Source organism: Sinomonas sp. P10A9 (genome assembly GCF_041022165.1).
Classification (GTDB): Bacteria; Actinomycetota; Actinomycetes; order Actinomycetales; family Micrococcaceae; genus Sinomonas; species Sinomonas puerhi.
In genome coordinates, this window is sequence record NZ_CP163302.1 from 2,089,977 (window position 1) to 2,103,760 (window position 13,784).

Genomic DNA, 13,784 nt, shown 5'->3' on the forward strand with positions numbered 1-13,784 from the left:
CGAGACGCCCCGGCTGCGCCCGTAGACTGGTGTATATGCGTCTCACCCCCACTGATCCCGCCGCGGACCCCTCCACGGACCAATCCGCGGACAGCCCCGCGCCACTGCGCGCCGTCCTGTGGGACATGGACGGCACCCTCGTGGACACCGAGCCCTACTGGATCACGGCCGAGCGCGAGCTGGTCGAGCGCTTCGGCGGAGAGTGGACGCACGAGCAGGCCATGCGCCTCGTGGGCCAGGCGCTCCCGACCTCCGCCCGCTTCCTCCAGGAGGGTGGCGTGCAGATGGAGATCCGGGAGATCATCGACACCCTCACCGGCCGCGTCGTCGAGCAGCTCGGCGCGTCCGTCCCGTGGCGGCCCGGTGCACGCGAGATGCTCGCCGCCCTCGCAGAGGCCGGCGTGAGCTGCGCGCTCGTGACCATGTCCGAGGCGCCCATGGCGCATCGGATTGTGGACCACCTCCCGGAGGGGACCTTCTCCGCCGTCGTCACGGGAGACACCGTGGCCAAGGGCAAGCCCGACCCCGAGCCGTACCTCCGCGGCATAGAGCTGCTCGCCGGCATCCTCGAGGGGCTCGAACCCTCGGAATGCCTTGCCGTCGAGGACTCGACCCCGGGCGCGACGTCGGCCAACGCCGCCGGCCTCGCGACCGTCGTCGTGCCCAACGCGCTCGCGGTGCCCGTCCACCTCGGCATCGAGCACTGGGAGACGCTCGCAGGGCGCACCCCCCTCGATCTCGCCTCCGCCCTGCGCGCGTCGCGCGACTCGGTGCTGGCCGGAGGCCGCGCATGAGCGGGGGCCACGAGGCCGAGAACCCGCGGCGTGAGGGCATTCCCCTCGGACGCATTGCCGGCGTCCCCATCGTTCTCGCATATTCCTGGTTCGTCATCGCCGCGTTCACGGTCTTCGTGTACGGGCCGACGCTCGCAACCCGCCAGCCGCAGCTGGGGGCGTCCGCCTACTTGATCGCCTTCGCCTACTCGGTACTCCTCCTCATCTCCGTTCTCGTGCACGAGCTCGCCCATGCCCTCTCTGCCCGCGCGTTCGGGTGGCCGAGCCAGAAGATCGTGCTCAACCTGTGGGGCGGACACACCCAGTTCGAGGCGTTCACGGCCTCGCCCGGCCGTTCCGTCGTGGTGGCCCTTGCCGGGCCCGCCGCCAACTTCGTGCTCGCGGGTGGCGCCTGGCTCGTCGTCACCGGGGTGCACCTGACCGGCGCAGCGGACATCCTCGTCAACATCTTCATGTGGGCCAACTTCCTCATCGCCGTCTTCAACGTCCTCCCCGGGCTCCCGCTCGACGGCGGTCGCATCGTCGAAAGTGCCGTATGGAAGACCACCGGATCGCAGGAGAAGGGCACCATCGCGGCCGGCTGGACGGGCCGCGTGATCGTAATCGGCATCGTCGTCTTCGCGGTGGGGCTGCCCCTGGCCCAGGGCGACCAGCCCGACCTGCCGTTCACGATGATCACGCTCCTCGTGGCGGTCTTCCTGTGGCAGGGCGCCACGGCGTCGATCCGCAATGCGGGCTTCCGGTCCAGGCTGCCCGAGGTGGTAGCCGGGCGCCTCGCTCATCCGGCCATCGGCGTGCCCAACTATGCGACCGTCGCCGAAGCGGTGCGCGCCGGTGCGGAGTCCGGAGTCGCCGTGGTGCTCTGCTCTCCGGACGGCAAGCCCCAGGGTGTCGTAGACCCCTCCGCGATCGGGCGAGTGCCGGAGCCTGCTCGGGGCACGACGCCGGTCACCGCGGTGGGCTACGCGCTGGCTCCGGGCGCCTACGTGCCGGACACGGCCGCCGGCCAGGAACTCATCCAGTACCTCGCGCAGCTCGCCGGCACCGAGTACGCCGTCGTGGACGGCGCGGGCCGGGTTGTGGGGCTGCTGAACCAGCGAGACGTCGTGGCCGTCATCTCCGGCCGACCCGTCCGCCCCGCACGCTAGCCTTCCGATTCACTGCCCGCCCCGCGGAACGCGAGGTCCAGAGAGGACACCATGAGTTCGAGTCCCCAGCCCACCACGCCGGAAGGACCCACTGGGGCAGAGTTCCGCCGCGGGCCGTTCCGGGTCGGCGAGCGCGTGCAGCTGACCGACGAGCGCGGCCGCATGAACACCATCACCCTCGCCGAGGGCGGCGCGTTCCACACCCACAAGGGCTTCCTCAACCACTCCGAGATCATCGGAAAGCCGGACGGTTCAGTCGTGACGAACACGGCGGGGCACCAATACCAGACGTTGCGTCCGCTCCTGGCGGACTTCGTCCTCTCGATGCCCCGCGGCGCAGCGGTGGTCTACCCCAAGGACGCCGGCCAGATCATCACGATGGCGGACATCTTCCCCGGCGCGCGCGTGGTCGAGGCCGGCGTGGGTTCCGGTGCGCTGTCGATCTCCCTCCTGCGCGCGGTGGGCGACGGCGGGTACCTCCACTCGTTCGAGCGTCGCCAGGAGTTCGCAGACATCGCGCAGGGCAACGTCGAGACGATCTTCGGCGGGCCCCACCCCGCGTGGCACATCTCGATCGGCGACTTCCAGGACGAGGTGCTCAAGGCCGAGGAGCCCGGCAGCGTGGACCGGGTGGTCCTTGACATGCTCGCCCCCTGGGAGTGCCTTGACGCCGTTGCGACAGTGCTGGCGCCCGGCGGCGTCTGGATCAACTACGTCGCCACCGCCACCCAGCTCTCGCGCACTGCCGAGGCGATCCGCGCCGACGGGCGCTTCACCGAGCCCGACGCGTGGGAGTCGATGGTCCGCGGCTGGCACCTCGAAGGCCTCGCGGTGCGGCCCGAGCACCGGATGGTGGGTCACACGGGGTTCCTGCTCGTGGCACGCAGGCTCGCCGAGGGCGTTGAGCCGCTCGTCCGCAAGAAGCGGAACAAGGCGGAGTTTAGCGAGGAGGACCTCAACGCCTGGACGCCGGAATCCGTCGGCGAGCGCACGGTCTCGGATCGCCGTCTCCGGCGTGTCGCACGCGACGCGAGGGCCGGGATCGGCGAGGCCTGATCCCCGCAGTCCACCATGTGGAAACCCTCGTGTAACTCTTCGGTTTCCAAGCGTTGTCGGTGGGGTACCTCGGGACCCAGCCGCGCTAGTGTCGTTTCATGGGGAGCATTCGGCGTACGCGTCGGAGGCTCCGGCGGCCCGGAAGGGCGGCATGGAACGAAGAGGACGTGGTTGCGATGGTGGAGAACGGACAGTCAGGAACCGGCCCCGAGCCGATGCCCCCGGCAGCCCACGCCGAACAGCTGAGCATCGCCGAACGGCAGATCAATGTGCTCCGGGACAAACTTCGCGCGGTGGATCGGCAGCTTGCCGCCGCCACGGGGAACAACTCCCGTATGACCGAGATGCTCAAGACGGCGAAGGCGGAGATCGTCCGTCTCAAGGCGGCCCTCGAGCACGAGGGCCAGCCACCGTACTCCTTCGGCAGCATCGTGCAGCTCAACCGTCGGAAGCCGGCCGGGGGTGCGTCCGCGGCCGTGACTGACGAGAGCGCCGACGTCGTGACGAGCGGCCGGAAGATGCGGGTCGGCCTGAGCCCGCTCGTGAGCGTCGCCGAACTGAGCGTCGGCCAGGAAGTGCTCCTGAACGAGGCCTTCGAGATCGTTGCCGGCCTCGGGTACGAGCGGTCGGGCGAGCTCGTGACCGTGAAGGAGCTTCTGGGCTACGACCGGATCCTCGTGATCGGCCGCGGCGACGAGGAGCGCGTCCTGCGGCTCTCCGGCCCCCTGCAGCTCGAACGGATCCGCGTGGGCGACGCCGTCTCGGTGGACAACCGCACCGGCTACGCGCTCGAGAAGGTCCCGCGCTCCGAGGTCGAGAACCTCGTCCTCGAGGAAGTCCCGGACATCAGCTACGCGGACATCGGCGGACTCGCGTCGCAGATCGAGCAGATCCGGGACGCCGTCGAGCTTCCGTTCCTCCACCCCGACCTCTACCGCGAGCACGGGCTCAAGGCCCCCAAGGGCATCCTGCTCTACGGGCCGCCCGGATGCGGCAAGACGCTCATCGCTAAGGCGGTGGCGAACTCGCTCGCGAGCCGGGCCATGGAGCGGGCTGGCGGGACGGACATCAAGAGCTACTTCCTGAACATCAAGGGTCCGGAGCTCCTCGACAAGTACGTGGGCGAGACCGAGCGGCACATCCGTCTGATCTTCTCCCGCGCGCGTGAGAAGGCCTCGGACGGCAGCCCCGTCGTCGTGTTCTTCGACGAGATGGACTCACTCTTCCGGACTCGCGGAACGGGTGTGTCCTCTGATGTGGAGACCACGATCGTCCCTCAGCTCCTGAGCGAGATCGACGGCGTCGAGCGGCTCGACAACGTGATCGTCATCGGCGCGTCCAACCGCGAGGACATGATCGATCCCGCCATCCTGCGGCCGGGTCGTCTGGACGTGAAGATCAAGATCCAGCGCCCGGACGCTGAGGCCGCCGCCGACATCTTCTCGAAGTACCTCACCGCCGACCTCCCGATCCACGCTGCCGACCTCGCCGAGCACAACGGCGACGTCCAGGCCACGGTAGCGGCGATGATCCAGCGCACGGTGGAGGCGATGTACGCGACGGAGAGGTCCACCGAGTACCTCGAGGTCACCTACGCCAACGGCGACACCGAGATCCTGTACTTCAAGGACTTCAACTCCGGCGCCGTCATCCAGAACGTCGTGGACCGTGCCAAGAAGGCGGCGATCAAGGAGCTGCTCATGACCGGCGCCAAGGGCCTGCGCATGGACCATCTCCTGCGCGCTGTGGCCGATGAGTTCCGGGAGCACGAGGACATGCCGAACACGACCAACCCGGACGACTGGGCCCGCATCTCGGGCAAGAAGGGCGAGCGGATCACGTACATCCGCACGATCGTGCAGGGCAAGGGCGGAGCCGAGCCGGGGCGGACGATCGAGACGACGCCGAGCACCGGACAGTACCTGTAGGGGGAGCGATGGCCAGCGATACAAGCCCCGGCCTCGCGGTCGGGGGAGCCCAGCGCGTCATGGGCGCCGAGACGGAGTTCGGCATCCATGCGCCGAACTCGCCCGGCGCCAACGCGACGTACCTGTCCTCCCAGGTCATCGCCGCGTACGCACGGCTGAGCCGGGCGAGGCCCGCCGATCCAGGCACGAGCTGGGACTACACCGACGAGACCCCACTCCGGGATGCGCGCGGATGGGCCGTGCCGCGCGGCCGGGCCCACGAGGACCAGCTGACCGACGTCGAGCCCATCCTCACGGCGGAGGCCGTGGCGCTCGCGCACGGACCAGCCGAGATCGAGCTCGACGGCGACCAGGAGCCCGCGCTGATGAACCTCGTGCTCGGCAACGGCGCGCGGCTCTACGTGGACCACGCCCACCCCGAGTATTCGAGCCCCGAGGTCACGAACCCGCGCGACGCAGTCATCTGGGACCTCGCGGGCGACGCCGTGGCGTTGGCCGCGGTGCGGGCCCTCGCCGACGATGCGGGGCGGGGCCCGATCAACCTCTACAAGAACAACACCGACGGGAAGGGCGCCTCCTACGGCACCCATGAGAACTACCTCGTGCCCCGCGCGGTTCCGTTCTCCGATCTCGTCAGCGGGCTCACGCCGTTCTTCATCTCGAGGCAGCTGATCTGCGGCTCCGGCCGGGTGGGCCTCGGCCAGGACGGCTCGGGGCCGGGCTACCAGATCAGCCAGCGAGCGGACTATTTCGAGGCGGAGGTGGGCCTCGAGACGACTATGCGGCGGCCCATCATCAACACCCGCGATGAACCGCACGCGGTGGCCGACAAGTACCGCCGCCTGCACGTGATCGTGGGCGATGCCAACGTGAGCCACGTGGCGAACTACCTCAAGTTCGGCACGGCCGCGCTCGTCCTGAGCCTCGTCGAAGCCGGCCGGGCGCCCCAGATCGAAGTCCATGAACCCGTCGAGGCCATGCACCGGCTGAGCCACGACACTGACCTCGTCGAGAAGATCCGGCTCCTCGACGGTCGCTACGTGACGGGGCTCGAGCTCCAATGGATCTACTTCGAGGCCGCCGCCAAGCTCGCGGCGGACACGGGGGTGGCCTCAGCGGATGGCGGAGACGGCCACACAGCACACGTGCTGGCCCGGTGGGAGCAGTCGCTCAATGACCTCGCCGGCGACCGCGATGCCGCCGCCGGTTACATCGAATGGCTCGCCAAGCTGCGGGTCCTCGACGGGTACCGCAGCCGGGACGGGCTGTCATGGGGAGACGCACGGCTAGGGCTCGTCGACATCCAGTGGTCCGACGTGCGCCCCGAGCGCGGGATCGCGCTCCGGCTCGCCGCGCGGGGCTCGCTCGAGACGATGGCCGACGCCGCGTCGGTCGCCGCTGCCGTCTCGGAACCGCCGGCGGACACTCGTGCCTGGTTCCGCGGCACGAGTATCAAGCGGTTCCCCGGCAGTGTGGCGAGCGCGAGCTGGGACTCGGTGGTGTTCGCCCCACCCGGAAGCTACCGCCTCCAGCGAGTCCCAACCAGGGAGCCGCTGCGCGGCACCAAGGCCCTGACCCAGGCCCTGTTCGATGCGCACGAGAAGATCGAGGACTTCCTCACGGCGCTGCTCGGCGAACGGCGGACCTAGCCGGGAGAGAGGCCGGAGCGGCGTCCGCGCGTCCGGGTGACACGGGGGCGAAAAGTGACAGTATTAGGAATCAGTAGACCTAGCAGAATCGGCGCCACGAGAGGCGCCCGGCGCAAGGAGGCGGCCATGGCCGGTCAGGAGCAGAAGAGCACACAGCCTCGCGGCGAGGAGGAGGCGGCCGAGGTCGATGTCCCCACACCGGCAGCCGCACCGGCCGGAGCCCAGGACACCGAGAGCACCCACGGCGTAGACGATCTCCTCGACGAGATCGACAACGTCCTCGAGACCAACGCCGAGGAATTCGTGCGCGGCTTCGTCCAGAAGGGCGGACAGTAGGGCGCCCATGAATGACTTCCTCGCCGAGCGCGTCGTCTCCGCCGCCACGTCGTCCTTCACCGAGCACTTGGCGGCAACGCGGCCGGACCTCCTGCCCATCAACCGGAGCCTGCCGCTGGCCGGCGTCTCGGCGGTGGCCCCGCCTGCAGCGCCCCATGGGACCACCATCGTGGCGATGACCTTCCCGGGCGGAGTGCTCATGGCCGGTGACCGTCGCGCGACGATGGGGAACGTGATCGCCAGCCGGCACATCGAGAAGGTCTTCCCTGCAGACCGGTTCTCGGTGCTCGGCATCGCCGGGACGGCGGGCATCGCGATCGACATCGCGCGCCTGTTCCAGGTCGAGCTCGAGCACTACGAGAAGATCGAGGGCACGCTCCTGAGCCTCGAGGGCAAGGCGACGCGCCTCGGCGCGATGGTGCGGGGGAACCTGCCGATGGCGCTGCAGGGCCTCGCTGCCATCCCGCTGTTCGCGGGGTTCGACATCGAGACCGGCGTCGGGCGGCTCTTCTCGTACGACGTCACCGGCGGCCGTTATGAGGAGCTTGAGCACCACTCGGTCGGCTCGGGTTCGGTGTTCGCCCGGGGTGCGCTCAAGAAGCTGTGGCGCGCGGGCCTCGCCGAAGATGATGCCGTCCGCGTGGCGGTCGAGGCGCTCTACGACGCTGCCGACGATGACTCAGCGACGGGCGGCCCCGACCCGGTCCGCCAACTCTGGCCGGTCGTCTACACCGTGACCCGGCTGGGCGGCCGGAGGGTGGCCGATCGTGAGCTCGCGACCATAGCAGGCGACATCATCGCCGAGCGCAGCATCGCCCGACGGGAGGCCTGAGGTGACCCAGCAGTTCTACGTCTCGCCCGAACAGCTCATGAAGGACCGGGCTGATTTTGCGCGCAAGGGCATCGCCCGCGGGCGGACAGTCGTGGTCGTCAGCTGCCGTGACGGCATCGCACTCGTGGCCGAGAACCCCTCGGCGTCGCTCCACAAGATCGGCGAGATCTACGACAAGATCGCCTTCGCCGCCGTCGGCAAGTACAACGAGTTCGAGAGCCTGCGACAGGCGGGTGTTCGCTACGCCGACGTGCGAGGCTACTCCTACGACCGCGAGGACGTCACAGGCCGAGGACTCGCGAGCGTGTACGCGCAGAGCCTCGGTGCCGTCTTCACCGCGGAGCAGAAGCCGTTCGAGGTCGAGCTGACCGTGGCGGAGGTGGGGCACGACGTCGAGTCCGACCACCTCTTCCGGCTCACCTTCGACGGCTCGATCGCCGATGAACGGCGGTTCGTGGTCATGGGTGGGAATGCCGAGCGCGTCGCTGAGACCGTGGTCAATGGCTGGACGTCGGTGGCTTCATTCGAGGAGGCCATCCGGCTGGCCGCCGGCGCGCTGCAGGAGGAACGCGCGGAGCCGGTGACCCTAGAGGTCGCGGTTCTGGACCGGGACTCGGAGACCGCGCGCGGATCGCGGCGCGCCTTCCGCCGGATCGGGCCGGACGAACTCGCAGCCCTCGTCGACGGCACGGCCAGACAGGCAGGCTGAGCCGTGGACCGCCGGATCTACGGAGTCGAGACGGAGTTCGGGATTGCCTACTCGAGCCCGCAGGGGCGTCCGCTCGCGCCCGAGGAGGTAGCGAGGTACCTTTTCCGCAAAGTGGTCAGCTGGGGGCGTTCGTCCAACGTCTTCCTCGCGAACGGTTCGCGGCTCTACCTCGACGTAGGCTCCCATCCCGAGTACGCGACCGCGGAGTGCGACGACGTCGCCCAGCTCATCGCGCACGACAGGGCGGGGGAGCGGATCCTGGTTGAGCTGATCGCCGAGGCGGAGCGGCGACTCGCCGAAGAGGGGTTCGACGGGCATGTCTACCTCTTCAAGAACAACACCGACACGGCCGGCAACTCCTATGGCAGCCACGAGAACTACCTCATCCCGCGGCGGACCGAGTTCTCGCGACTGGCCGAGGTGCTCATCCCGTTCCTCGTGACCCGCCAGCTCCTGTGCGGTGCCGGCAAGGTCCTGCGGACGGCGCAGGGGCCGGTCTATGCGTTCTCGCAGCGCGCAGACCACATCTGGGAGGGCCTCTCCTCGGCGACGACACGGTCCCGTCCGATCATCAACACCCGCGACGAGCCGCACGCCGACGCCGAGCACTACCGGCGCCTCCATGTGATCGTCGGCGACTCGACGATGTCCGAGACCACGACGATGATGAAGCTCGGCACCGTCGACCTGCTGCTGCGCATGATCGAGGCCGGCACCATCATGCGGGACGTCCGAATGGAGAATCCGATCCGCAGCATCCGCGAGATCTCCCACGACCTCACGGGCAAGGCGCCCGTGCGCCTCGCGAACGGCCAGCAGTCCAGTGCGCTGGCCCTCCAGCAGATGTACCTCGAGAAGGCCAGGGAGTTCGTCGCGGCGAACGGCGCCCACACACGCCATATCGAGCGCATCCTCGACCTCTGGGAGCGTACTCTCGAGGCGGTCGAGACTCAGGACACCCGCGCCATCGACACGGAGGTGGACTGGGCGATCAAGAAGAAGCTCATCGACCGGTACTGCGAAGGCCACGGGGTAGAACTCGACTCGGCCCGAGTTGCGCAGCTCGACCTTACCTACCACGACATCAGCCCAGACCGCGGCCTGTTCTACCTCCTCCAGCGCCGCGGCGCGGCCGCCCGCGTGGTGGAGGAGGCGGATATCGCCCGCGCGGTCGCTGACCCGCCGCAGAGCACGAGAGCGCGCCTGAGGGGAAGGTTCGTCAAGGCCGCCCAGGCGGCCGGCGTCGACTACACGGTCGACTGGGTGCACCTCAAGCTCAACGACCGCGCCCACCACACCATCCTCTGCAAGGATCCGTTCGCCAACGAGGACCCGCGGGTGGACGAGCTCTTGGACACCCTCAGACCCTTCACAGGCTGAACCGGTAGGCTAGTCGAGGCCTCCGCGGCCCGTCCGCCGCCACGCACCCGTGGCGGAGTTCCCCACAAGGAAGATGTCCAGTGCGTCGACTCATCGCCCTGCTGCTGCCGCTCGCCCTATTCGTGGCCGGCTGCGGGAGTTCCCCCGCCTCGTCCGATCCGACACCGTCCAACGCGGGCGAGGTAGCTGCCTTCGATCAGCTCAAGGTCACCCCGGGCGACGCGGCTCCCACCGTCGATTTCCCGAAGCCGCTCTCCGTCAAGGCCGAGACCATCAAGATGCTCCAGGCGGGCACCGGTGACGCAGCGAAGGCCGGCCAGACGGTCGAGATCGGCTACGTGGCCCTCAACGGCGCGGACGGATCGGTCCTCGAGGACACGTTCAGCAAGGGCACGTCCGAGAAGGTCGAGCTTTCCGACCAGCTCAAGCAGGGAAGTTCCGTGGTCTACAACGGCTTCGTAGGAGCGAAGGTAGGCTCCTACCTGGCCTACGCGGCCCCCGCCCAGGCGCCCGCCGCCTCGGCAAGCGCGTCGCCCAGCGCGTCTCCCGAGGCCGCGGCGTCGACCCTCCTCGTAATCAAGATCATCTCGGTCAAGGACACCCCGCAGCCGCTCAGCAAGCCCGAGGGCGATACCGTGACGAACCTGCCGGCGGGGCTGCCCAAGGTCACCGTGGATGACAAGGGCGTCCCCCAGATCGACGTCAAGGGCGCTGCCAAGCCGACGGACGTCGTGGCGCAGGACCTCATCACGGGCCACGGCGCCGCGGTCAAGGCAACCGACTCGGTCGTCGCCAACTACGTCGGCGTCAACCTCTCCGACGGCACCAAGTTCGACTCGAGCTTCGACCGAGGCCAGCCGGCCACGTTCAGCCTCCAGGGTGTCATCCCGGGCTGGACCAAGGGCCTGACCGGCAAGACCGTCGGCTCGCGCGTGCTCCTCGTCATCCCCGCGGCCCAGGCCTACGGAGACCAGAGCCAGGGCCAGGCGAAGGGCGACCTCGTGTTCGTCGTCGATATCCTCGGCGTCAAGTAAGCACCCCACCAGCACACGGAACAACTAGGAGGCACCATGTCCTTCGGACAGCGCCAGTACGACCGCGAGAAGCCCGAGATCGACTTCCCCGAGGGAGACGCTCCCAGCGAGCTCAAGATCGTCGACCTCGTCGAGGGTGACGGCCGCGAGGCGGCGGCCGGCGACACCGTGTCGACCCACTACGTGGGCGTGGCCTGGTCCACGGGCGAGGAGTTCGACTCCTCGTGGAACCGCGGCACGCCGCTCGACTTCCGCGTCGGCGTGGGCCAGGTGATCCAGGGCTGGGACCAGGGCCTGCTCGGCATGAAGGTCGGTGGCCGTCGCCGCCTCGAGATCCCCTCCGAGCTTGCCTACGGCTCGCGCGGTGCGGGCGGCGCCATCAAGCCCAACGAGGCGCTGATCTTCGTCGTGGACCTCGTCGGCGTCCGCTGAGCCGCCACTAACCGGCCCTTGTGCGACGGGCGGCATGCAGCGTCAGCTGCATGCCGCCCGTTTCGCTATTGTGCTGAGTGTGTCCGAAGCCAACACCTCCCGCCTGCTGAACCTCCTCATCGCGCTCCTGCACACTGAGCGCGGTCTCTCCAGGGAGCGGATCCTGCGGGACATCTACGGCTTCGACACCGAGCACGCCGCCGGGCCCGGCACGGCACAGAAGGACGCCGACCGTGAGCCTGTCCTGAGGATGTTCGAACGGGACAAGGCGTCGCTGCGGGGGATGGGGGCGGACATCCGAGAGCGGGTAGGGTACGCACGCGCCTCGGACGACGACACGACGTCGCTGTATTGGATCGACGAGAAGGGGTTCCGCCTTCCGCCGCAGACCTTCACGGCAGAGGAATCAGCGTGGCTCGCCCTCGCGGCGCTCGTGTGCGACGGCGCCGTGGCCGGCTCGGAGGCCCAGCGCGCCCTGCGACGCCTCGAGGCGGCCGGCGCACTGCCCGAGACCCCGCCGTCGGAGGTCCAGCCGCGCCTGAGCCTCGACGAGCCGCACTGGGACGTCCTGACGGAGGCCGCCCACCGCGGATCCGCCGTCGAATTCGACTACTTCGCCGCGAGCACGGGCGAGCAGCGCCGCCGTCGGCTTGAACCCTGGGGGCTCGGCCAGCGATACGGGCAGTGGTATGTCGCGGGACACGACCTTGACCGCGACGCCGTGCGCGTCTTCCGCCTCTCGCGCATCCGAGGCGCCGTGACTGCAGGCGGCCCTGACGCCTTCCCTGCGCCCGAGCCCGGTGCGCTGCGCAAGGCACTCTCGGGCCTCGAGGACCTGCCGACACGCAGTGCCAGACTCCGGGTGGCGGAGGACCGCGCCCTTGACCTGCGCCGCGAATGGACTCCCGTGGGCCCGGGCCCGCAGGGCTGGGACCTCGGAACGTTCCCGTTCCGCGACGTCTCCGTCGCCGCGGAGCGGATCGTGGGCTTCGGCGACGCGGTCGTGGTGGAGGAGCCCGAAGACCTCATCACTGCCGTCGTCTCCCGGTTCGAGGGAGCCTTGCGCGTCCTCGGCACTGAGGGCGCGCCCGAGACCCCCGCTGCGAAGCCCCGCCGGAGGATCACGACCGGCGAGGAGCGGCTCGGTCGGCTCATCGACCTCGTGCCCTACCTCTTGGCAGGTCCCCTGCCGATAGAGGAGGTCGCCGACCGCTTCGGCCTCACGGTGCGGCAGGTGCGCAGCGAGCTGGATCTCCTCCAGGAGTCGGGACCGATCGACGCCGGGGGCTTCCAGAGCTACATCGAGATCATCGAGGATCGCGGGATCGTCTCGATCGCCAACGCCGACGAGCTGTCGCGCCCGCGCCGCCTCAGCCCCGCCGAGGCAGTCACACTGCAACTCGGACTCCAAGCGCTCGGCCCACTCATGCCGGAACCGCAGCGCCCCGTCCTCGACCGGCTCTCGGACAAGGTAGCCGCCGCCGCGATCGAGGGACTGCGGGGACTGCCCGAGATCGACGTGCTCAACGAACCCCTGCGGAATGCCGCGCTGATTCCCGCCCTCGCCGACGCGGCCCGGGAAGGCAGGACGGTCCGTCTCACCTACCTCAACGCGACCAAGGACGAGCGCACCGAGAGGCTCATCAATCCCATCTCGATAGCAGCGGACGGGAACCGGTGGTATGTCAACAGCTACTGCCATCGGGCGGGCGGCCGACGCGTCTTCCGCATTGACCGGATCGTCTCGGCGGAGCCGGCGGAGCCCCACCCGTTGCCCGACGGGTTCGACGCCGGCGACGACGCGCTCTTCATGCACGCCGCGGGCGATCTGGAAGTGACCGTGCGCCTTGCACCCGAGGCGCTCTGGGCCGAGGCGAGCTTCGACGCACATGACGGCCGAGACCTCGCCGACGGCAGCCGCCGGGTGGGCCTGCGCGTCTCCGACCTCACATGGCTGCCCTCGTTCCTCGCCCAGTTCGGCGGTGCGATCGCGCTCGAGGGCCCCGCCGAGGCCGTCGAGGCCAGCCGTGCGTGGATCGAGCGGGCCTTGACCCCGTACGTGGCAGGCCTCAAGACCCGATAGGCTGGCACCCGTGCCGTGGTGGTCGTGGATCCTCATCTGGGTGGCGCTGGGCGCCTGCACCCTGCTTGTCCTCATGCTTGGGGGGATCTACCTGTTCCGCAAGGGCGTCGCCGTCATGCGCGGGGCGGGTGAGGCGCTCGATCAGGTGGCCGCGCGTCCGGCCCGTACCGCAACGGCGGACGACGCCGCGCTGGCCGCTCTCGCGCCCGCCCTGGCTGGCCCTCGGGCTCCGGGCAGCGCCGTGTTCGCGGATCCGGCGCAGATGCGCCGCGAGTACGAGGAAGGCCGCGAACGGCGCCGGTTGGCGCGACGCGACCGCCGCGTGGCCCGCCGCCGTGAACGGGGCCAGATGCAGTCCCTGAGTGACCTCGGCCTCAACTAGACTTGTAGCAACGAAAGGATT

13 protein-coding genes are annotated in these 13,784 nt (G+C 69.4%); all 13 read left to right on the forward strand.

Features of this window, described 5'->3' with window-relative positions; all coding sequences use genetic code 11:
* Positions 1-35: 35 nt before the first annotated feature.
* The 13 genes from AB5L97_RS09520 to AB5L97_RS09580 all read left to right on the forward strand — a co-directional run bounded on the left by AB5L97_RS09520 (position 36) and on the right by AB5L97_RS09580 (position 13,763).
* Positions 36-794 carry an HAD family hydrolase gene (locus AB5L97_RS09520; RefSeq protein WP_369047299.1) on the forward strand — a complete coding sequence of 253 codons (759 nt, stop codon included), beginning with the start codon at positions 36-38 and terminating at the stop codon, positions 792-794.
* Entirely contained in the window at positions 791-1,942 is a 1,152-nt protein-coding gene (locus AB5L97_RS09525; protein ID WP_369047300.1) for a site-2 protease family protein, read from the forward strand. The genes AB5L97_RS09520 and AB5L97_RS09525 overlap by 4 nt, the downstream gene beginning before the upstream one ends.
* Before the next feature lie 51 nt (positions 1,943-1,993).
* On the forward strand, positions 1,994-2,998 hold the full coding sequence (locus AB5L97_RS09530) for a tRNA (adenine-N1)-methyltransferase (protein ID WP_307958250.1): 1,005 nt from the start codon (positions 1,994-1,996) through the stop codon (positions 2,996-2,998).
* Between the two features lie 215 nt (positions 2,999-3,213).
* Positions 3,214-4,926, forward strand: a complete 1,713-nt coding sequence (gene arc, locus AB5L97_RS09535; protein WP_423246850.1) for a proteasome ATPase — start codon at positions 3,214-3,216, stop codon at positions 4,924-4,926.
* 8 nt (positions 4,927-4,934) lie between these two features.
* A complete protein-coding gene (gene dop, locus AB5L97_RS09540; protein WP_369047301.1) occupies positions 4,935-6,575 on the forward strand; it encodes a depupylase/deamidase Dop in 1,641 nt (546 codons plus the stop codon).
* A gap of 126 nt (positions 6,576-6,701) precedes the next feature.
* Complete coding sequence (locus tag AB5L97_RS09545) at positions 6,702-6,911, forward strand: ubiquitin-like protein Pup (protein WP_307958252.1); 210 nt, start codon at positions 6,702-6,704, stop codon at positions 6,909-6,911.
* Between the two features lie 7 nt (positions 6,912-6,918).
* A complete protein-coding gene (gene prcB / locus AB5L97_RS09550) occupies positions 6,919-7,743 on the forward strand; it encodes a proteasome subunit beta (RefSeq protein ID WP_369047302.1) in 825 nt (274 codons plus the stop codon).
* Position 7,744: 1 nt separating this feature from the next.
* Positions 7,745-8,452: a proteasome subunit alpha gene (gene prcA / locus AB5L97_RS09555; RefSeq protein ID WP_307958254.1), complete on the forward strand. Its 708-nt coding sequence runs from the start codon at positions 7,745-7,747 to the stop codon at positions 8,450-8,452.
* Positions 8,453-8,455: 3 nt separating this feature from the next.
* Positions 8,456-9,832, forward strand: coding sequence for a Pup--protein ligase (pafA, locus tag AB5L97_RS09560; protein WP_369047304.1), 1,377 nt, complete (start codon positions 8,456-8,458; stop codon positions 9,830-9,832).
* 80 nt (positions 9,833-9,912) lie between these two features.
* Positions 9,913-10,866: an FKBP-type peptidyl-prolyl cis-trans isomerase gene (locus tag AB5L97_RS09565; RefSeq protein ID WP_369047305.1), complete on the forward strand. Its 954-nt coding sequence runs from the start codon at positions 9,913-9,915 to the stop codon at positions 10,864-10,866.
* 36 nt (positions 10,867-10,902) lie between these two features.
* On the forward strand, positions 10,903-11,298 hold the full coding sequence (locus AB5L97_RS09570) for an FKBP-type peptidyl-prolyl cis-trans isomerase (protein WP_369047306.1): 396 nt from the start codon (positions 10,903-10,905) through the stop codon (positions 11,296-11,298).
* A gap of 79 nt (positions 11,299-11,377) precedes the next feature.
* Positions 11,378-13,381: a helix-turn-helix transcriptional regulator gene (locus tag AB5L97_RS09575; RefSeq protein ID WP_369047307.1), complete on the forward strand. Its 2,004-nt coding sequence runs from the start codon at positions 11,378-11,380 to the stop codon at positions 13,379-13,381.
* Positions 13,382-13,391: 10 nt separating this feature from the next.
* Entirely contained in the window at positions 13,392-13,763 is a 372-nt protein-coding gene (locus AB5L97_RS09580) for a hypothetical protein (RefSeq protein ID WP_369047308.1), read from the forward strand.
* Positions 13,764-13,784: the final 21 nt, after the last annotated feature.

Coding starts and splice junctions, on each gene's coding strand:
- arc (WP_423246850.1), top strand. CDS start 3,214: ATGCCCCCGGCAGCCCACGCCGAACAGCTGAGCATCGCCGAACGGCAG.
- AB5L97_RS09525 (WP_369047300.1), top strand. CDS start 791: ATGAGCGGGGGCCACGAGGCCGAGAACCCGCGGCGTGAGGGCATTCCC.
- AB5L97_RS09520 (WP_369047299.1), top strand. CDS start 36: ATGCGTCTCACCCCCACTGATCCCGCCGCGGACCCCTCCACGGACCAA.
- AB5L97_RS09545 (WP_307958252.1), top strand. CDS start 6,702: ATGGCCGGTCAGGAGCAGAAGAGCACACAGCCTCGCGGCGAGGAGGAG.
- AB5L97_RS09570 (WP_369047306.1), top strand. CDS start 10,903: ATGTCCTTCGGACAGCGCCAGTACGACCGCGAGAAGCCCGAGATCGAC.
- prcB (WP_369047302.1), top strand. CDS start 6,919: ATGAATGACTTCCTCGCCGAGCGCGTCGTCTCCGCCGCCACGTCGTCC.
- AB5L97_RS09530 (WP_307958250.1), top strand. CDS start 1,994: ATGAGTTCGAGTCCCCAGCCCACCACGCCGGAAGGACCCACTGGGGCA.
- dop (WP_369047301.1), top strand. CDS start 4,935: ATGGCCAGCGATACAAGCCCCGGCCTCGCGGTCGGGGGAGCCCAGCGC.